At 61.9% G+C, this 20,047-nt stretch carries 15 protein-coding genes and 1 riboswitch; of the genes, 6 read left to right on the forward strand and 9 right to left on the reverse strand.

What is annotated here, in order from left to right; all coding sequences use genetic code 11:
• Window positions 1-794: 794 nt before the first annotated feature.
• From JQS30_RS03060 to JQS30_RS17765, 3 genes are all read right to left on the reverse strand, one after another.
• Window positions 795-1,943: a S1 family peptidase gene (locus tag JQS30_RS03060; protein ID WP_213171930.1), complete on the reverse strand. Its 1,149-nt coding sequence runs from the start codon at window positions 1,941-1,943 to the stop codon at window positions 795-797.
• Window positions 1,944-2,347: 404 nt separating this feature from the next.
• On the reverse strand, window positions 2,348-3,157 hold the full coding sequence (gene trmB / locus JQS30_RS03065; protein ID WP_213171931.1) for a tRNA (guanosine(46)-N7)-methyltransferase TrmB: 810 nt from the start codon (window positions 3,155-3,157) through the stop codon (window positions 2,348-2,350).
• Window positions 3,158-3,289: 132 nt separating this feature from the next.
• Entirely contained in the window at window positions 3,290-4,408 is a 1,119-nt protein-coding gene (locus tag JQS30_RS17765) for a hypothetical protein (protein WP_213171932.1), read from the reverse strand.
• Window positions 4,409-5,109: 701 nt separating this feature from the next.
• On the opposite strand from JQS30_RS17765, the gene JQS30_RS03075 reads away from it, so the two are divergent.
• Together JQS30_RS03075 and JQS30_RS03080 are read left to right on the forward strand one after the other, a co-directional pair.
• On the forward strand, window positions 5,110-8,031 hold the full coding sequence (locus tag JQS30_RS03075; protein ID WP_213171933.1) for a sigma-70 family RNA polymerase sigma factor: 2,922 nt from the start codon (window positions 5,110-5,112) through the stop codon (window positions 8,029-8,031).
• Window positions 8,032-8,981: 950 nt separating this feature from the next.
• A complete protein-coding gene (locus JQS30_RS03080) occupies window positions 8,982-9,491 on the forward strand; it encodes a GtrA family protein (RefSeq protein WP_213171934.1) in 510 nt (169 codons plus the stop codon).
• 296 nt (window positions 9,492-9,787) lie between these two features.
• On the opposite strand, the gene JQS30_RS03085 is transcribed toward JQS30_RS03080, so the two are convergent.
• The 3 genes from JQS30_RS03085 to JQS30_RS03095 all read right to left on the reverse strand — a co-directional run bounded on the left by JQS30_RS03085 (window position 9,788) and on the right by JQS30_RS03095 (window position 12,478).
• On the reverse strand, window positions 9,788-10,321 hold the full coding sequence (locus JQS30_RS03085) for a PH domain-containing protein (RefSeq protein WP_213171935.1): 534 nt from the start codon (window positions 10,319-10,321) through the stop codon (window positions 9,788-9,790).
• A 215-nt stretch (window positions 10,322-10,536) separates the two neighbouring features.
• A complete protein-coding gene (locus tag JQS30_RS03090; RefSeq protein WP_213171936.1) occupies window positions 10,537-11,589 on the reverse strand; it encodes a helix-turn-helix domain-containing protein in 1,053 nt (350 codons plus the stop codon).
• Window positions 11,590-11,710: 121 nt separating this feature from the next.
• Window positions 11,711-12,478, reverse strand: coding sequence for a biotin--[acetyl-CoA-carboxylase] ligase (locus tag JQS30_RS03095; RefSeq protein ID WP_213171937.1), 768 nt, complete (start codon window positions 12,476-12,478; stop codon window positions 11,711-11,713).
• Window positions 12,479-12,606: 128 nt separating this feature from the next.
• Here JQS30_RS03095 and JQS30_RS03100 point away from each other — a divergent pair, with 128 nt between their 5' ends.
• The 4 genes from JQS30_RS03100 to JQS30_RS03115 all read left to right on the forward strand — a co-directional run bounded on the left by JQS30_RS03100 (window position 12,607) and on the right by JQS30_RS03115 (window position 16,446).
• Window positions 12,607-14,175, forward strand: a complete 1,569-nt coding sequence (locus tag JQS30_RS03100; protein ID WP_213171938.1) for an acyl-CoA carboxylase subunit beta — start codon at window positions 12,607-12,609, stop codon at window positions 14,173-14,175.
• 464 nt (window positions 14,176-14,639) lie between these two features.
• On the forward strand, window positions 14,640-15,614 hold the full coding sequence (locus JQS30_RS03105) for an NYN domain-containing protein (RefSeq protein ID WP_246498027.1): 975 nt from the start codon (window positions 14,640-14,642) through the stop codon (window positions 15,612-15,614).
• 2 nt (window positions 15,615-15,616) lie between these two features.
• A complete protein-coding gene (locus JQS30_RS03110) occupies window positions 15,617-15,844 on the forward strand; it encodes an acyl-CoA carboxylase subunit epsilon (protein ID WP_213171940.1) in 228 nt (75 codons plus the stop codon).
• Window positions 15,841-16,446, forward strand: a complete 606-nt coding sequence (locus JQS30_RS03115) for a Maf family protein (protein WP_213171941.1) — start codon at window positions 15,841-15,843, stop codon at window positions 16,444-16,446. The genes JQS30_RS03110 and JQS30_RS03115 overlap by 4 nt, the downstream gene beginning before the upstream one ends.
• An 81-nt stretch (window positions 16,447-16,527) precedes the next feature.
• Here the strand turns inward: JQS30_RS03115 and JQS30_RS03120 are convergent, their stop codons facing one another.
• From JQS30_RS03120 to JQS30_RS03130, 3 genes are all read right to left on the reverse strand, one after another.
• Window positions 16,528-17,253: an MgtC/SapB family protein gene (locus JQS30_RS03120; protein ID WP_213171942.1), complete on the reverse strand. Its 726-nt coding sequence runs from the start codon at window positions 17,251-17,253 to the stop codon at window positions 16,528-16,530.
• Window positions 17,254-18,624 (reverse strand): magnesium transporter, encoded by a 1,371-nt coding sequence (gene mgtE, locus JQS30_RS03125; RefSeq protein WP_213171943.1) that lies wholly within the window; start codon window positions 18,622-18,624, stop codon window positions 17,254-17,256. It abuts the gene before it with no gap.
• A 375-nt stretch (window positions 18,625-18,999) separates the two neighbouring features.
• Window positions 19,000-19,175: riboswitch (M-box (ykoK) riboswitch) on the reverse strand.
• Window positions 19,176-19,492: 317 nt separating this feature from the next.
• Entirely contained in the window at window positions 19,493-20,032 is a 540-nt protein-coding gene (locus JQS30_RS03130) for a thioredoxin family protein (protein WP_213171944.1), read from the reverse strand.
• Window positions 20,033-20,047 lie beyond the last annotated feature (15 nt).

Raw genomic sequence — 20,047 nt, forward strand, 5'->3', positions numbered from 1 at the left:
ACGGAGAGTATTCGAATGATGGAATTGGATTGTGGATTTAATGGACATTCCATTCAATGAATAGAAAACTACGGTTGATTCGGTTGCTATCTGTGAGCAAGCGGCACGCGAAATGAGGATGAAATTTCGTCAGGGGACGCCATCACGCCGCGCCATATGGCGATCGTTTGTGGCGGGGAGGCCGCCGCGTGTCCCTGTGGAGAGCTGGACGTGTAACCAGAGAGCGGCAGTGGGGGCGGTGTTACTTGGATTCGAAGGTACGGCCGATGAACCAGACAACTTATGGGTTTTCTCTGGCCTGACCACCAGTGTGAATTTCTCATCCTGTGGGCCTAAGAGCTCCTATCAGGTTTCTCTTCCTACTGCGGTGGAGTGATGTCGCGCCTGGCCGCGTTGTCGGCCCTTGCCCATACCCGCTGGGTATGAACAAGGGCCTCCGCCTCCCCACGCACTGACAGCACACCATCCTCGCCACGGAAACAAACCTGATAGGAGCTCTAAGCTCGCGCGATCGCACTAGTCTCGGTGAGCGCGTGGGGCCGTTCATATTCGCCACCGGGCAGTAACCGAGGATGCTTGTCGTAGATGGATACGACGGCAGATTTCGTGCCACCTGAGGGCCCGGGCGGGAATCGAATCGTGAAAACAGACGGGGTGTCACTCGAAATACGAGTGACACCCCGTCTGCCGGCGGTGAATACGGCCTTATGTCAGTCGATGGGGAGCCGACACTATATATAGTCCCGGTTCCCCGGCCTCGGCCTACCAATTCGATACTGCCCAGGCCCTACCTATTAGCTGGTGACCAGCTGTAGCCCGAAGTCGTTCAGCGTCGGGTTGAGCGGGTAGAAGTAGGTGGTTCCACCAGTGGAGCAGTTACCCGATCCACCCGAGGTCATGCCCTGGGCGCTGGTGCCCGCGATGAACGCTCCACCGGAGTCACCGCCCTGCGCGCAGGCGCTAGTCCGCGTCATGCCGTGAACGGTGCCCTGCGCGTAGGAAACCGACTGGTTGAAGGCCTGAACAGTTCCGCACCGCCAGCCAGTGGTGGCGCCGGAACGGCAGACATTCGAACCGATGGGGGCCACGCTGGAATCCGTCACCGCGACCGTGCCTGAGCTGGTGAGAACTTGGGCGCGCAGGTCGGTTGTCTGAGTCGAGACCCAAGCATTGTCCTTACCCGGGAAAATCGAGTCGACGAACCGGCCAGGGGCCGCGTTGCCACCCTGCAAAGAAGTGCCCACACTTCCACAGTGCCCGGCAGTGGTAAAGCCGGGCTTACCGTTTTTGGTAGCCGCGAAACCGACCGAACACCAGCTGTTCATGGGCAGGTCGTAGCGGTCGCCTCCCGTCACGTGGAAGAGCTGCGGCTCCTCGACGTCCGCATCGATGGTGACCATGTCGGCGTCGATACCCGCCATATCGACAAAGGCGCGCCCATCGGCCTGGGTGGCGGCTTCGACGACAATGTCGTTGGAGGTGACGTCGATGTACCACCCGTAGACGTTGTCCTCGTAGGCGTTCTCGCCCAGAGACTCCAGCTCATCGGTGATCGCGGTCAGGTCCGAGAGCGCGTGCTCGACGGTCACGTGCGTGACCCCCGCGGCCGTCACCGCCCCACCGGTGGTGGCAACGAAGATCTCAGAGGAGTCCTCGTTGAGCCACAGCCCGGCGAAGTCGGAGCGGGAGTCCAGGTCGGACTGGATGTTTGAGGCGACCGACTCCATTGCCAGGCGCTGCTTGGCTTCGTCGGCGCTGATTCCCAACTCCTCGGTCAGTGCCTCGAGCATTTGCGGGTCGAGATGCTGCTCCATGGCCTGGAGTGCGTTGTCGATCTCGGCGGAGAGTGGCTCTGCCGAGGCCGAGTTGACGCTGAGAGCGAAAGCGCTGGCCGCGGCCAACGCTGTCACCGATCCAGCGGCAACAATGCGTCGTGTATTCATGTGTTCTGCCTTTCGGGGTGAGAAGCGACAGCCGTCACGAGCCACACCTAGAGACATGCGGACGTTAGTGCATCGGCCTCGGGTGTCACTCCGAGGCGGAGGTAAGCCGCGCCATCTGCGGGGTTTGCCCTCGACTACGGCGCGGGGGTCGGTCAGCCTCAGGTGACCGCAGCGCCGCCGTCGAGCGCGGGTGATGGCTCGTTGTCACTCTTCGAGTGACTGCTATCGCTTGCCGATGAGACTAGAACACATATGTACAGATGGGAAGAAGGGAATAATTCACTTAATAGGGTTACCCATCAAAACATGCCTGGTTAAAGGCGCGTTGGTGGAGAAAAATGGCCGCGTAGCCGCCAGGTGGGCCACCCGTGGTACCCCAGAGCCGCGGATTGGGCTCCCCGCCGTTATCGACGTTGGAAGATCAGGTCGAAGATTTCATGCCCAGCGTCGATTCCACGCCGCTCGAACTTCGTCATGGGCCGAAAATCGGGGCGAGGGGTGAAACCGGCGGAGGTGTTTTCGAGCCGTTCCTCCGCCTGGAGGACCCGCAACATGTGGTGTGCGTATTCGGCCCAGTCGGTGGCCGCGTGCAAGGTGCCGCCGGGCTCCAATAGTTCAGCCATGCGGGCGACGTGATCGGGTTGAATGATGCGGCGCTTGTGGTGACGCTTCTTGGGCCACGGGTCGGGGAAGTAGACCCGCACCCCCGCTAGCGATCCAGGGCCGAAGGCGTGATGCATCAGCGGTATGGCGTCGCCTTGGTAGATGCGAATGTTGTCAAGTCCTCGCTCTTGGGCATCCAGCATGAGATTCGCGATACCTTGGGGGTATATCTCCACGGCGAGGATGTCGCGCTCGGGTTCGGCCTCGGCTAGAGCAGCGGTGGCCTCACCGTTTCCGGAGCCGATCTCGAGAATAAGTGGCGCCTTGCGGCCATAGAGGGATTCCACATCGAGCCGGGAGACCCCATCCCAGCCGATCTCGTAGCGCGGCAGCAGCTGTTCTAGAGCGTCCATGTGCTTGGGGCGACTGCGTCCGGCTCGGGCGTTAAACGTCAGAATATGGCGGCGAGGTGGGTCAGAGGTGGGCTTTGGTCGCAGCTCAGACTGTGGCGAGCCACCGGCGGCCAACGAAGCTTGGTCGGATGTGTCCCGCTGCGTGCTCTGCTTATGCGAACGCTGTTGCTGTGAGCGTTGTTGGGCTGAACTGTGCATGTCTGATGAACTCTCCGGCTGCTCTGAACTGGGCATAACTGTCCTAGCATAACCGGCGTGGCGGGTCCAAGAGCGAAGCGAGAGCGCCGGTGAGACCTGGCCGGTATCCGCACCCGGACGTTTTGGGCAACGCTAGTGGCCGGAGGCTGGCGACTCGTAGGAACGACCGCGGATGGCTCCCGAATGACGGCGGTCCGGCGGTGCGGAAACGCTGTCGGTCTCTCCGTCGTCACCGAACAACAACGAACCGGTTGGCCGCAGCTGCCGTACCTGCGGTTCTGGCTCGTCGTATTCGTCCTCGTATTCGCCCTCGGGTAGTTCGGTTTCGTCCGCTAGATCCTCGGGCGAGGCCGCGTGGTCATCGATCTCGGAGTGGGCCTGTGCCTCGTCGAGATCGTGAGCGGTCTCTTGTGCCGGAACATAGGTGGGACGCTGTGAACTCAGCCCACGACTGGGGTGGGCAGCCCGGGAACGTTGCCGTGCCAGGACCTTTGCGCGCAGCAGCGCCACGTAACAGCCCAACAGGATCGCGGAGACGACGACACCAACCCAGAATCCGGGCCCCACGATGATGACGCCGATCAATTCGATGAAGAGCAGCGCTAGCAGGACATACAGGACTTTGCGGTGGCGAGCGCGCCACCACTGAGCTCGCTGAGCTCGTAGCCTGGCCTGGTTGCGCATATCAGTGTGGTCCTCAGCCGTTGCTGGTTGGTCTGTTTCCAACCGTACTGATTGTCCGCTGCGACATCCGCGCCGTTCCCACCCGCGCGGGCGGCCGGTGGATGCTGCGTCGTTCAGTCTATTCCGCTTGTCCAGCTCGTGGTGGGTGGGTGCATCTGCTTGGGCCACAAGCGAATCACCGCCGCCCTCGGTGGGGCGAAAGGCTTCCTGCGCCGTCTCATACTCAAAGGAGTCGCTGAAAGTCGGCCTCTGGTCGTCCCATGGGGAAGGTGGCCACGACAAGGATGATCCCTCATCGGACCTGCCCGCGTCTTCTGCCAGTTCAGCGTGGGTAGCGGCTGGCACCGTGCTGCGGCCCACGGCGTTGCGAGTGGCGGGGGTGGGCGGGTTGATGGGGCCTTGTCGAGGCATATTCGAGGTTGATGGCGTACGTTCTAGCAGCCGGGCGCCGGAATTGGCGCGATCGGCCATGAGCCGTTCGTCGGCGTCGTAACGCCGCACGAGGGCGGGGGCCAGTAGCAGCAAGCCGGTGGCGGCCAGTACGGCCAAGAGAATGGATGCTGGCACGGTCCCCTCCGAATCTCGCGTCGCGGCTACGTACTTCTAGTGATACGGCGCGTCTGTGATGTAGTTCTCGCTCCTAAAGCAAGTATTGACCGGCTTCAGGTCGTGTCCGCAGGGCCTGACGATCGGGCGTTGAAAGCATCGCCAGATGGTCGCGACCAGGTCCGAACTGGTACTTACATGATCCCTGCATTGGTTATGAGTTCGGCATGGATCACACAGTACGCACAATAGTGTCAAATTTCTGACACTTTGCGGTACGCAGGGTACGAGCAAGCCCGAGAACGAGACAGTACAAAAACGGCATTAAGCGCAACCTACAACCACCACCCCACCCGTGTCAGATATCTGGCCAAAATCGCTGCGTGTGTCATCTGTACGCCAGGCGTCACTTCGCATACTCTCAGCTAGCAACCACCGCCAAGATCATTCGTTGTTCAACATGTGGAGGCCTCACGCCCTCACTCATGCAGCCGACTGCTTGGCCTCAACGCCCGGCAGCGGCCGGGCCATGTTTCATCCATGAACACCAACTACATACAACGACCAGAATCCTCACGGCGAGACAAGATCACGGCAGCCACAAACTCCGGGCCGCCTGACGCACAGACCCACTTGGGTCTACATACTGACAAGGCAGCGGCAACCCGCACCCCGTCAGTTACACCTCAGCCCCGAACCAAGAAGGGAGCACCGGCCCTCCAATGCCTGATGTCTCTTCTCCCGCGTCCACCGGAACCTCTGACCCGGAGCTCATCGCCGCGACCCGCGCAGGGGACACCACCGCCTACGCCGCCCTCTACGAGCGCCATGTCCACGCCGCTCGGCGCCTAGCCCGTGCCCTCACCCCCGACGCGGCCTTGGCCGACGACCTCGTCAGCGAGACCTTCGCCAAGCTACTCACCGTCCTACGCGACGGAAAAGGCCCCGACCTAGGCTTTCGTCCCTATCTTCTGCGCAGCCTGCGCAACACCTTCTACGACCGCATTCGTCGCGACAAACGCATCGAATACACCGACGACCTCTCCGCCCACGAGGTGGGCCAACCACAACCAGACCCCGCCATCGAGGGACAAGATCGCCGCTATGCCGCCTCGGCGTACTCCAAACTGCCCGAGCGCTGGCAAATGGTCCTGTGGCACACCGAAGTCGAAGAAGACAGCCCCGCTGACGTCGCCTCTCTGCTGGGTATGACCGCCAACGGTGTATCCGCGCTGGCCTACCGAGCCCGCGAGAGGCTACGCCAGCTATACCTCCAAGAACACATCGCCGACGCCCCCAGCCCACAATGCGGCTGGACGGTCGACCGGCTGGGCGCCCGCGTCCGCGGCAGCCTCGCCGCGCGCGATGTCAGCAAGGTCGACCACCACCTAGACGACTGCGCCGCCTGCAAGGTTCTGTTCATGGAACTGACCGAAGTCAACTCCGGACTACGCGGAGTTCTGGCACCGGTCATTCTCGGCGCGGCCGCCCCGGCCTACCTGGCGGGAGCCTCCGCCAAAACCGCCGGGATCGCCTTCGCGGGGTTCTTCGCCGCGATATGGGAGCCGTTCCGCGTCGTGGCCAATTGGGTTCGCCGGATCTTCCAACGACTGGGGACGCGCAACTCCGTGGCCACCGGCGGCGCGACCGCTGCTGTGGTCGCTGGCCTCATCGCGCTGGCACTAGTGTCCAATGACGCGCCACCGCCACCCACCGAATCCGCCCTGCCTCCGGCTGAGGAAGAAGCCGCACCCCCTTCCGAGGAGGAACCCGAGGAGGAACCCGACCCGGCGGCGGACCCGGTTCCGGATCCGGAACCGGAACCGGACGAACCGATCGAGGAGCCCACGGAGGAACCGGTCGAGGAGCCTCCGGCCGAAGAACAGCCTCCGGCGGAGGACCCACCCGCCGAGCAACCCCCGGCCGAGGAACCACCAGTCGAGGAGGCACCTCCGGCCAACTACGACGTTCACTACGACCTCGCCGGTGCCAACCTGGTCGCGGGGCAAGGCAATACCCTTCCCTTGGAACTGCGAGAGAGCGACGACGGAGGCAACGGTGGCGGCCGCATCGCGCCGACCGAGCGCGGAACGCTCCCGCCCGACGCCGCAGACCTCTCCGAGGAACTATGGACGCACGAACCCGTCGCCAGCGAGGGGAATTCATTCCCTCCCGGCCCGACCACGACCGAGTCTCAAGGCCCCTTGAGTCCGCTCATGGAACCAATAACGCTCTCCGACACCACCGGAATCAACGCGGTGCGGGCGGCCGAGCTGCTCAACGTCGGCACCTCAAAAGACCTATTCCTCCCCGACCCGCGTCCCGGGGACTTCATCGGACCTTGGGTCGACCCCGACCGTGGCAGCGACCTTCCGCCGAGCGAGGAAGACCCCGACACCATCGAGGACCGGCCCGAACCGGAACCGGACAGACCGTATGAGGAGACCGAACCCGAACCAGGCGAGCGCAACAAACTACGCCTGACTCTCGAGGTCCCCACCGGCTTCACACTTACTGGCTCCGATGCCTCCGACGGCTGGGAATGCGACGCCGACGGCGCGCTCATCAGCTGTGTTCGCGACTCCCTCGAACCCGGGCAAGGCACGACGGCGCAGGTGCCGATCGGAATCGAGCCACAAGTCAGCGGCTACCAGACCGTCACGATTTCGATCCGGGGCGCGGGCGAGTCCCAGGCAACCCTGCGAGTTCCCGTCGCCCCGCCTGGCTCGGCGGTTGGCTATGCCTCGCTAGAGGCCACCGGCGTAGCCATGGCGGGCAACACCCTACTGAATTGCCTCTCGTTCGCCTGCCAAGAACAAGCCCTCCTGGGATGGAATGATGACTTCCCCATGGGGCCCTACGTGCCCGGTCACGGCGACCCACGGCCGCCCGCAGGTCGTTCGAAACACGCCGCCTCCGGAGCCCACCTAGCGATCCCCGATGGGGCTCGCGTCGAATGGGCGGGCCTATATTGGGCTGGCTCCGATAACTCACTGCCAGACAGCGTCTCCTTCGCCGGCCCCAGCGGCAGTTGGTTGGACCTCGGTTCACACCATGTGCGCAACGCCGGCCCCTTCGGCCAAGCCTTCGTTGACGTGACGGCTCAGGTCAGCGGCGGAGGCGAGTACTGGGTGGCGGCCGACCCGGATCAGCTTCCCGGCTGCCAGAACGTCAAGGGAAACGGCCATCTGCTTGACTGGAGCGACTGGAACCAAAGCTCATCATCCACATGCCAGGGACACTCGGCGGGTTGGGGCCTGACGGTCGTCTATAGCCAGCCGGGCTCGCCACAGCGTGAGATCGCCGTCTACGACGCTCCTCAATATCTCAGCGGCCATGGACTCGACATATACCTGCGCGGCGGCGGACCTGTCGATGTTGGCTATCTGTTGTGGGGCGGTTCCCGCGCCAAGACCAAAGACTATATGGACATCGGCGGGATTCCGGTCGGCCAACCCGGAAACGTGGCCTACTCACGGTCGGCCTCGGCGCTCAACCACAGCAACTGGTGGTACACCTTCGGCGTTGACGCCGATCACCACACCATCGTCGCGCCACCGGGCCCGCAGGACCTCACCGTGCATCCGGGTAACGACGAGTTCGCACTGGGCGTGATCGCGTTGGCGACGCCGCCAGAGGATTAAGAGGGCAGCGGGGTCGGCCTAGTGCGGGCCCCGTTCCATTGAGAGCTCCTATCGGGTTTCTCTTCCTGCTGCGGTGGTGTTCCCTCGCGCCTGGCCACGTTGTCGGCCCTTGTCCATGTCAGCTGGGTAGGAACAAGCGCCTCCGACTCCCCAGGCACCGATGGCACACCATCCTCGCTACGAGGTATACCCGATAGGAGCTCTAAGTTTAGGTCTTGACCGACCGCCGCGACGTATGTGTCACTAGTTGTCGAGTTCACCCTTCGTCACTTATCGTGGGCTTCTTGGGCGACGGTGGGCCAGGGGGCAATCCGGCCCCTCTCCGTTCGCTCTACTATGTACACATTGCTGAGGTCCAGTGCCCTGGCATTCTGGTCCCATTAGCCCGATAAGTAGTACTTCGATGGCTGCGGTTTTAGGCCGGATGTGACAATCTTTTGTGACGTTGGCTATAAGATCCATTGGCGAGTTCGTGTATTCACCGCCAACTTCCACAGTCCTTAGTTGAGAATGAGTTGATCCGCAGTCACTCGCGAATTGGCCGCGGTCATGCACGCTGAGACCGATTCCAGAGTCCGGCAGTTGGCGTTCTGCGAGTTCAGGGCAGGCATAAGGAGATATCGACCCTCGCCGATGGATGCTCTCGCCTCCGAGGCACCAGGCTGGGTCGAGGTTTCAAACTCACTGGCGGCGGCTGGGCTAACACGGGAGAATAGGGATCAGTGTCCAAATTAAGGAATTAGTGGAGGAACCTCGATCTTGTACGCCCAAGGTATCGTTTTCTGAGTATGGTTGGCACTGGCACAGACATGACTTCGCAGCGCAGCGACTCCGAGGCTAACCCGAGGACTGCATCGGCTCAGGCGTCAGGTTCGCAGAACCCGCCGCAGCGATCAGGCCCCGGGAAGAAGACCTCCACCAAACGTAAACGTCCTGGGTTGTATAGACGTGTGCGGGCAAATATAGGTGAAATAACCAAATTTGCCGGAGTTGGCGGAACCGCCTATATTCTCGACGTCATTCTCTTCAATATCTTCTGGATTCTTCTCGGCTGGCCCTCGTGGCTGGCCAAGACAGTGTCGACGACTATTGCGACCACTGGATCGTTCTTCGGCAACCGTCACTGGACCTGGAACGACCGCATCAGTGACCGGGTCGGCAAGCAATACTTTCTGTTCTTCGTGATGAATGGCATCGGGTTGGTCATCACCCTGGCCTGCATCTGGATCAACCACCTATTGGGCCTGGCGTGGCCGGGGATCTTCGACAACCCGCTGGCGGTCAATATCGCCGCCAACGTCGTCGGTATCGGGGTGGCGACAGGCTTCCGTTTCTACGCTTACCGCACGTGGGTGTTCCCGCCTCTGGGCAGCAAGGCTCCCAGCAAAGGTGGCAGTGGGAAACGGCCCCCGCGACAGGATGCCGACCAAGATTCCGCCACCACCGAGCCCAGTTCCTAACAGGTAGCCCAAACCAGGTCGAACGACGCGCTGGGCTTGATCGCCACGCCCCGCCTAGTCAATCCAAAACCGGCCGATGAGGCTAACCATGAGGGGAGGGCCCGCGCTTCGCGCGGGCCCTCCCCTCATGAGCCATGTGGCCAGTTGTATGAGCGAGCGTCTGGCCTTGGTGGTCAGTGAATCCGAAGGCACCACCACCCAGGAACGAGACCAGGTCGTAGAGTCGCCGATGCCGATGAGGCGTTCGCCCACTCCACTCCAGCGGCCGTGCCGCGTTATAGCTAGGGAAGCGCGAGTTAGATTCCCTCGTCAACGCCCTGGTTGGCAGTGCGTTGGTGCGTACGGTCGTCCTCGGCCAGCTGGTAGATCATGGCCTTCACGCTGTCGACCTTGGGGACATCGATCAGCTCGATGACGCCTTCGTTGGAGGCCGACTCGATCTTCAACGTTCCAAAGCCCAAGAGACGTTCGACAATGTTTTGTTCGAATGACACCGTGTTGACTCGCGAGAGCGGGATGGCAGTTGAGTTGCGCCTGACGATGCCGGTGCGCCACATGATGCGCCGGTTGGTCAACACGTAGTGCGTTGTTTGCCAGTTGATGTATGGAATGACCGACAGCCACACGATGATGGCGGTGAAGACGAGCCCAATGCCCATCTGCAGCCATAGCGAGACTTCCCAGTCGTTCGGCACCAGGTAGATCAGGATGGCTGCGACGAGAATGAAGACGACGAACCAAATGACTGGAAGGAAAACTTCCTTCCAGTGTGGGTGCGTATGCAGCTTGACGTCTTCTTCACGGGTCAGCATGTTGTCTGGGTAACCCACGGTTGCGAGACCTCCTGGTCAGTTCAGTGCCTTGGGCAAGCATTTGTCACGTTTTAATTGCACCGTAGCTTATCGTGGCAAGCGGCATAACCTCTCGGCGCTGCCCGAAGTGTCGGATGTTGTTCCAGGTCAACTATGGGCGGCTACCACCGGTGTGGTGGAACGAGGCCAAGCTGGGCCGAGCCCTTACGTGTTGGGGTTGAATGGGTCGGGCCTTAAGACCGGGGATCGGGGATGACCCAGTTGCGTCGCGCGGCCTGCCACCCCAACTGAATGCGCGTGTCGACTTCCGCCAAGTTCATCAGTTCTCGCACTCGTCGCTGAACGGTCCGCAGGCCGATTCCCAGCCGCGTTGCTATTGCCTGATCAGTCAGGCCCGCGATGAGGAGCGACAACAGTAGCCTGTCTTCTTCGCTGGGGGCGTGACGATCACGTGGAAGTCCATCGTCGTGGGGGGCGGGAACCGAACTCATCCACAGCTGTTCGAACAGCGCCACCGCCAATGCCACGATCGGAGGATGCGAGGTGATGAGTACTCGGGGCTGTCCCGTTGGCGGCTCGGGCATGGCGAGAATGCGGTCGTCGAAGAGAACTAGTTTAACGGGCAGCTGCGCGGCGAAGCGCACTTCGTCGCCACCTTCGAGGCACTGGTGTAGGTAGTCCATGTGTGGATCGTCGTCGAGGTCGTTGAGTATTCCTCGCTCATAAAGGATCTGTTGGTGAGCGCCTTGGTTGGGGCGCGGCTCGGGGTGGCGACTGTTGATGGGCCCCTCCAACACGATGGGGCTTTTGACGAAGTTGCGCACGAGCCGTTCGGCGCTTGATTCCAATTTCCACAGTCGGGTTTGGATGGCGGCTTGCCCGGTGACGCTTTCCCAGCGGGTGGAGCCACTGCCCGCGTGGTTGCCGTCTCGGTAGATCTCCAACAGTTCTTGGAGGACGCCGTACCCGCTGCGTACCGCGTCCAGTTGCCGACCGATCTGAGCGCCGAGGGCGACTTCGGGGGCTTGGGCGCGATAGTGAGAGTCGGTGATGAGCGTGGCCATGCCTAGCCGCACGAGGTTTTCGAGTTGATGTTGCGCGGTGGTCACAGGGATGGCGGCCTCGGCGGCCAACTGACCAGCGGTGGCTTCGGTTCGGCTAAGGAGCAATCGGTATAGGTGCTGGGTGGCGGGGTCGAGCGGGTTTGTTTCCAAGGAGGGATTCGGCGTGGATTCGGTGTCAGCGCGTGGGGCTCGCTCGGTTTCCCCAGACTCTGAATGCGTCACTGACGCCCACCTTTCTAGCCCTGAGACCTGATTGAGGCGTGCATTGGTCGCACATCCGCAGTGATGACGATGAGCGCGGATCTCCCCACTGGCACTCGATTCTCACAGCAGTGAACTCGTCTCACTGTCGCGACCGGAGGTGGTGTATGTCCCCGGCCGAAACATTCACTAGTTCCGAATCATATTTCAAAACCAGCTGTCCGTCTCGGTTCACGTCCTCAGCCCTGCCAACTATGTGGGAACCATCGGGATACGAAACGGAAACTTCGCGACCCAGGGTGTCGGAGTCGCGACGCCAAGCCTCGAGTACGCCGCTGGCTTCGGCGTCGCCGTGGTGTCGCATCCAGGCCAGGTAGTGGTGTTCGAACCGGCGCAGGAACGCGATGAGGAGGGCTTCGCGGTCGGTGTTGCCACCGCACAGCAGTAGCGATGTGGCGTTGTCATGGGGGAGTTCTTCGGCGGTGAGGGTGACATTGAGGCCGACTCCGATGACGACGGCTCCGGGGCTTCCCGTGGCCAGGATGCCAGCGCATTTGCGCAACGGGTTTTGCGCATTGCCTGCTGGGGGTGGGTGTCGTGGGTTGTCTAGGGGGCCGATGAGGACGTCATTGGGCCATTTCAGGCCGACGCGGACACCGCCGTCCTCGCGTAGGGCCTCAGCGAGGGCGACTCCAGAGAGGAGGCTGAGCAGGCCCCACGTGCTGGCGGGGGTCTCGGGCCGCAAGAGGGCCGAGACGGCGAGTCCGGCGCTAGGTGGCGATTGCCATTGGCGCATCAGGCGGCCGCGGCCGGCGCTTTGCTCTTCGGCGCAGAGGACGACCCCGCCGGGTTCTCCACTCTTGGCTCGCCGCGCCAGATCCTCGTTCGTGGAGCCAGTGATGTTGACCACATCAATATGTTTCCAGAGGGCGGAAGTAGGGAGAAGTGTGTCATTTAGTGCCCGACTCGACAGTGGCACACGCGGTGTCTTCCTCACACACTTAGCCTAGCCACCGGTCGGGCGTATACCATCCGAGCGTGACCGACATCGACAAACACACCACTGCCGGAAAGTTGGCCGAGCTGGCCGAACGCCGCAAAGAAGCGGAGACCGGCAACCCCCGAGCTATCGAAAAGCAGCACGACCGGGGCAAGAAGACCGCCCGTGAGCGCATTGAATCCCTCCTGGACGAGGGCTCGTTCGTGGAACTCGACGGTCTGGCCCGCCACCGATCCTCCAACTTCGGAATCGACGCCAACCGCCCCTACGGCGACGGCGTGGTGACCGGATACGGCACCGTCGAGGGCCGCGAAGTGTGCATCTTCGCGCAGGACTTCACGGCGTTTGGTGGCTCCCTAGGTCAGGTGCACGGCGAGAAGATCTGCAAGCTGCAGGACTTGGCCATGAAAACGGGCCGTCCGTTGATCGGTATATCCGACTCCGGCGGGGCCCGCATCCAAGAGGGCGTGGCGTCCCTGGGTGCCTATGGCGACATCTTCTTTCGCAACGTGCGCGCCTCCGGCGTGATCCCACAGATCTCGCTGATTATGGGCCCGTGTGCCGGTGGGGCCGTGTATTCCCCAGCCGTCACCGACTTTACGATCATGGTCGACCAGACCTCCCACATGTTCATTACCGGTCCTGACGTCATTCGCGCCGTCACCGGCGAGGACGTCGGCATGGAGGAGCTAGGCGGCGGGCGGAGCCACAACTCCGTCTCCGGAAACGCGCACTACCTGGCCTCCGACGAAGACGACGCGCTCGAATACGTCAAGCAGTTGCTGAGCTACCTGCCCAGCAACAACCTCGATGAGGCTCCCACCTATGAGCCTGACGAGGAATTGGAGATTTCCGGCGACGACGACGCGCTCGATACTCTTGTGCCCGACTCGGCTAACCAGCCCTACGACATGCACAAGGTCATCGAAAGCGTTCTCGATGACGATTTCTTCGAGGTTCAGCCGCTCTTCGCGCAGAACATGATCATTGGTTTCGGCCGTCTTGATGGCCGCTCGGTCGGCGTTGTGGCCAACCAGCCGATGCAGTTCGCCGGTTGCCTCAACATCGACGCCTCGGAGAAAGCCGCGCGGTTTATCCGTTTCTGCGATGCCTTCAACATTCCGGTGATCAGCTTTGTCGACGTGCCGGGCTTCCTGCCTGGCACCGACCAGGAGCACGATGGCATTATCCGGCGCGGAGCCAAGCTGATTTACGCCTACTCCGAGGCCACGGTGCCCAAACTGACCGTCGTCACCCGCAAGTCCTATGGTGGCGCCTACTGCGTCATGGGCTCCAAGCATGTCGGAGCGGATCTCAACCTGGCGTGGCCGACCGCCGAGATCGCGGTCATGGGTTCGCAGGGCGCGGTCAACATTCTCTACCGCCGGGAAATCGCCGAGGCCGACGATGAGCAGTCGCGGCGCGCCGATCTGATGGGCGAGTACGAGGACACGCTGTGCAACCCGTATGTGGCCGCTGAGTTGGGCTATATCGACGAGGTCATCCATCCTCGAGAGACGCGCGTGCGACTTATCAAGGGGCTGCGCATGATGGCGTCGAAGCGCGACAGCCTGCCTCCCAAGAAACACGGCAATATCCCGCTGTAATCGCGGATCGCTCAGGCGCACACCTGCTGCGTTCTCGTCGGGTCGTTTGCGGTCGGCAAACTTCCCCTTCGGGGTCTGGCAGGTGCACGCCTGAGCGACCCTCTTGTGGGAATTCCAAACATTGACAATGCGGCGGTGTCGACCAGTTCCTTGGTCGGCACCGCTTTCGTGAATGCGAACCACATTTAAGGCATGCATTAACGAGGCTCATGCGAACGTGTGAATTCAAGGCGGCATCAGGTGAAGTTTGCTCAGGTAAATGAGCCGAGGAAAACGCCGAAAGTGTCTTTTGCATAAGCCTCAACATCCCGTTCTCGCCCACGACGCAACCACTGCCTGGCTTGCTCCGGTACGGTTTGAAGAACCAAAAGGGCTGCGCGCTGTGGCCCCCTACTTACGCAATGGAGTGAGTTATGTCACGGAGAGAATTGGGCAGTCCGGGCGCTTCGTCCCGGAGATACGCGATGTTGATCGATGTTGGCTACCTGTACGCAGCCGGGGCGGAGGTGCTTCTCGACGCCACCTCTCGCCGCGACTACCGGGTTGATGCGGAGAACCTGATCGCTGGCCTCATTGCCGCCGGGCAGGACAAGCTGCCCGACGGAGAACTCTTGCGCCTGTACTGGTTTGACGCCGCCCGAGATCGCGTCCCGACCGTCGATCAGCGGGTCATCGCCCAAATGGAATTTGTCAAAGTGCGGCTGGGCAACCTCAACGCCCGCGGCCAACAAAAGGGAGTGGATGCCATGATCCGCTCTGACTTGGAACAACTCGCCCGCCACCACGCTGTTAATGAAGCCATCTTGCTCGCTGGTGACGAAGATATGGTCCCTGCTGTCGAAATCGCCCAAGCCTATGGCGTCCGCGTCCACCTCTGGGGCGTCGAGCCACCCTATGGAACTAACCAGGCCGAACGTCTCGTGTGGGAAGCCGACACCGTCAGAATCCTTTCCCGCGACGAGCTGAAACCGTACTTTTCGAAGGCCAACACCGCCGCCTCGGCGACCGCGCAGATCGCTGGCGCTCCCATCGCCCACCCCGAGCCTGAAATCGCGGTGCCCTCCCCGGCCTCGGTGTTCGGGCAACGGGAGTCGGTGGCGGTGACTCGCTCCGCCGCAGACGCCCTGGCCGCCGCCGAGAGCGCCCGGCCCAACTTTGTTCGCAAGACGATCACGGGCGATAAGCTGGACCCCGAGACGGTCATTTCGATCGGAGAATACGTCGGGCACAAGTGGATTCTCACGCGCGGGATCGACAACATCGCCGACCTACTGCCCGGCCCTCAGTTGCCAACAGTCATTGACAAGGAGCTGCTGGTCGAGGCGGAAAAGGAACTGGGATACTCGTTGCGTGACCACCCCGAGGCACGCATCTGGGTGCGGGACGGGTTCTGGGAGCGCGTCCACCGCGAATTTGACATAGACATTGACGAGGACTGAGCATGGAACCGATCCGGGTCGTATCTGGCAACCCGACGCCAGAGGAACTGGCCGCCACCGTGGCCGTCTTGACATCGGCGCAAGCCCAACGGGCCGCCGCAGCCGCCGCCGAAGCCGAAAACGGACGCGCCCGGCGCACACCGGCTTGGTCGAACCCAGGCTTGCGGCTCCAGGTGCCGCGCAGCTGGCGCGACTCGGCGTTGCCAATGCGGATTCGAGTCGGCAAGTGACGTCGGCGACCGCGCCGCGACTGGTCTTGGCCTCGGCCTCTCCAGCCCGCCGGGCGCTGCTCCTAGCCGCCGGATTGGAACCTGAGGTCATCGTCTCCGGCGTTGACGAGAGCACCGTTTCCTCGAAAGACCCCGCGACGTTGGCGTGCCAACTTGCCGCGCTCAAGGCCAAGGCCGTCGCCGCGCGGCCCGAGACCGCCGAGGCACTCGTGATCGGCTGCGATTCGGTGCTGGCCTTTGGTGGGGACATCTACGGCAAGCCCGCCGACGCCGAGGAGGCCGCCGCCCGCTGGAAGGCCATGCGTGGTCGCTCCGGGGTCTTGCACACCGGCCATTGCCTGATCGACAACCGCACCGGGCGCAGTACTGTCGCCGGGGCGGCGACCACCGTGCATTTCGCCGAGGTCTCGGATGAGGAGATCGCCGCCTATATCGCCACGGGAGAGCCGCTCCGCGTCGCGGGGGCGTTCACGCTCGATGGTTATGGCTCAGCGTTCGTCGACAAGATCGAGGGCGACCCCGGGACGGTTATCGGTCTGTCGATGCCGTTGCTTCGCCGGATGCTCTTTGAACTGGATATACCGCTGCGACAACTGTGGTGATGACCTAAAGCGGGGGCTGCACAGGGCATAGCCCTGTGCAGCCCCCGCTGCGTTACCGCATGGGTATGGGCCGGTGGGGTGTCACGAGCGGGTGAAGAGCCCGGCCGGAGACGAGTTTTCGTCGACCTTTCTCCATTCCACAGCCCGGACCTGCGATTCGAGGCTCAGTTGCCGAACGGTGTGTTCCAACGGTTCGTTGATGTTCTCCGGCGTGGCCACCGTCGTGGTGACTGTCGCATCTCCCTGGGGGTTCTCCGCCATATTCATGGAACGAATCGCCACTCCATTTCTATGGAGCGACTGGATGAGCAAGGAACGTACGTGAGCCGTTTCTGACTTGTCACATACGGCTTTGACGAAATACGTGGACTCAACCTCCGAATGAGAGCTTTCGGGGAGGCGTTCGATGCGACGGGCGATGGGACGCAAGAGGATATTCACCAGCACGACCGTGAACGCTCCGGCAGCTGCTCCCACATAGTTGCCGCTGCCAGCCAGTACTCCAATGGCGGCGGCACACCAGATGGTCGCGGCGGTGTTGATACCGCGAATATTGATGCCGTCACGCAGAATCACGCCCGCACCCAGGAAGCCGATACCTGAGACCACCTGGGCTGCCACGCGGGTGGAGCTCACTTCGTCCATGGCATTGGCAGAGAAGAGCACGAAGAGCGCCGCGCCCGTGGCCACCAAGGCATTCGTACGTAGACCCGCCATCCGAGCCCGCCATTGCCGCTCGAACCCGATGAGGGCGCCGAGGATGACCGCGAGCACGATGCGGATAAGGAATTCCCAAGTCTCGAGCATCTATCCCACACCCAACAGCACACCGACCAGGCTGAAGTACACGAATAGCCCAGTGAAGTCTTTAATCGTGGTTATGAACGGGTCTGCTCCGGGAGCGTGGTCTAGGCCGATCTTCACCATGAGCCACGGTAAGGCGAACCCGAGGAAGGTGGCCAACGTGACGGACGTGAACAGGGAAATTCCTACTGCCACGCCCAACAGGGGGATGTCATTGGGGGCACCCTGCCACAGGTAGGCGATGGCTCCGCCCAGGGTTCCCAGGAAGAGAGCCATGGTCATGCCGACGGTCACTTCTCGGCGCAGTTGCTTGCCAAACGATGAGAGTCGTATATGACCCAAAGCCAACCCGCGAGCAAAAATGGTGGTCGATTGCGTTCCCACGTTTCCGCCCATGTCCATGATGAGAGGGACGAACACAGCGACCGCTACGACAGCGGCCAAGACATCTTCGAATTGTTCGATGAGCCCGCCAACCAGTAGGCCTCCCACAAGAGTCATCAAGAGAAACGAGATGCGTACCCGCACCGAGTACCAGATGTTTCCGGTGGTCAGACGGTAGCTTCGCAGCATATCTGTGGCGTGGGCGACATCTTTGATGCCGGCCTTGCGGTACATGGTCTCCGACGTTTCGTCCTCCAGCGCGTCCATGGAGTCATCGAAGGTCACCGCTCCCACGAGGCGTTGCTCGGAATCGACCACCGCCAGCGCACCCAGGTCGTACCGTTGCAGCATCCGGGCGGCCTCAGGGGCGGGTTCGCAGGTGAGGACCGCGGCTTGTGAAAGCCGCGCCAGATCACTCACGGGAGTCGTCGGCTCAGCGGTGACCAGCTCGGTCACGCTCACCAGTCCCCGGTAGTGACGTTGCTGATCGATGATGAACACGGTGGTGACCTGCCTGGGGTCTAGGTCGCATTCGCGGACCGACTGGAGGGCTTCGCCAGCGGTCACGACGTCTTTGACGGCCACATAGTGTGGATTTGCCAGGCGGCCGGCACTTCCTCGTTGGTAGGCCAAGGTTGCCGCGACCTGGGTGACCTTGTCGCCGGTGCGTTGCGCGACCAGCTTCTTGGCCACCGACGCGGGTGCCTCGTCGAGCAGGTTCGCCATCTCACCGGAGTCCAGTGAGGAGAATACGTTCGCGGTCTCGGCTAGGGCGTTGAGTAGTTCGATCTTCTTCAGTCGCGGGAGCTCCTCGAAAACCAGGTGAGCTTGTGCCTTCTCCAAAAGTCGAAAGGCAAGAGCCTTTTCGGTTCCAGTGAGCTCGTTGAGTTCGACAATGATGCTGTCGAGTGGAAGCCTCGTCAGCAAATCCTTGACTTGAGAGAGGTCACGTTGCGTCAAGAGTTGGTGGATAGTGGTAGTGGTGGTCATCTTTTCCTCCAGCAAGAAGGCACACCAATTAACCCCACTCGGCCCAACGTGAAATAAGCGTGAAAGCGGGTTTTAAGTCTCGCGAAAAGGCGAGGAGGTTAATGGGAGGTGTGCCATTGGCGAATGGGATATGCGCGTGGTGGCTCGTACTATGACTCGGGTCCGCATCGACGGACACGCGGGAACTTCGACCAGGCATGGACCTCACCTCCTCGGTGGCATAGTGATCTGGGCAGGGCCGTGTCGCTGCCCAGCCGATGGGTGCGACTTCGAGCCAGTTTGGCCCAATGGGATATGTGGAATGGCGTACCAGTGGTAGGCAAGCATAAGAAAAGGCCTCCCCAGCAGGAGAGACCTTGCGTCACACTAAGAATTGGGTGATCCCAATGTCAAAGCTTCAGCACTGTGTGGTTAGTCCAAGCCGAAGCTTGACGGTCTGTATTAAGCCGGACCTTGATTCGGTCGCGGCCTGTTCAACCCATTGGGGTCTCTCGACCTTTCTGGGCAACAGACACATCCACACACAGGAGCCTCACCTAACGGGATGGCATTATGTGTTTGCCTCACATAGCCTAGCATGTCTTTTCGCATTGGCCTGGTAATGGTAGTGACAACGGCAATGGGGGAGCTATTGACACGACTGTCCCGTGCGCGGGGAGGTGATGGGGGTGGCGCCAATGCAAACCGGGCCTGTGTTGGCCGACTACCGGTTTCGAGACGGGAGATCTCATCGCCAGGCATGGCGTTCTCGCCGTTGCTGAGGGAGGGGCGGGACACGTGCAAGCGAAAAAGCACCTTTAGCGGCAAAGAGGGTGATATGTCAATGACGTGGACACATCACCCCCTTTGGCTAAGCCTCCCAAATGAATCACTTCCACTTGATGCCACAGCCGACCGAGGCGTGGTGCGGCTCGGGGACGGCCTGCCCGGACCGCACGGCCTCCACTGCGGCGGCTAGGTATTCGCCGGTGAGCGGCTTGCCGTTGCCCGGTGACGAGCCATCGAAGGCTCCGCGGTAGGCGAGCTTGCGGTCGGGGCCGTACAGGAAGAAGTCCGGGGTGCACACCGCCGAATAGGCCCGGGCGACGTCTTGACTTTCGTCGATCAGGTAGGGGAACTCCCAGCCAGCGCGCTTAGCCTGGTCGGCCAGCCCCTCTGGCCCGTCGTCCGGATATTTCACCGCGTCGTTGGAGCAGATGCCGACCACGTTCAAGTCTTCTTGCCCCGAGACGAACTGCCCAAATGCCGTCTCGATGTGTTTGACGTATGGGCAGTGATTGCATAGGAACGCCACCAGCAGTACCGGCGCTTCGAAGTCGGTCAGGGAGCGCCCCTGTCCGGCCAGGTCTGGCAGCGTGAAGTCAGGGGCGGGGGTGCCCAGCGGCACCATTGCGGATTGCAGGGCCATGCGAGCTCCTTTTCG

It is taken from the genome of Natronoglycomyces albus, from assembly GCF_016925535.1.
GTDB lineage: Bacteria > Actinomycetota > Actinomycetes > Mycobacteriales > Micromonosporaceae > Natronoglycomyces > Natronoglycomyces albus.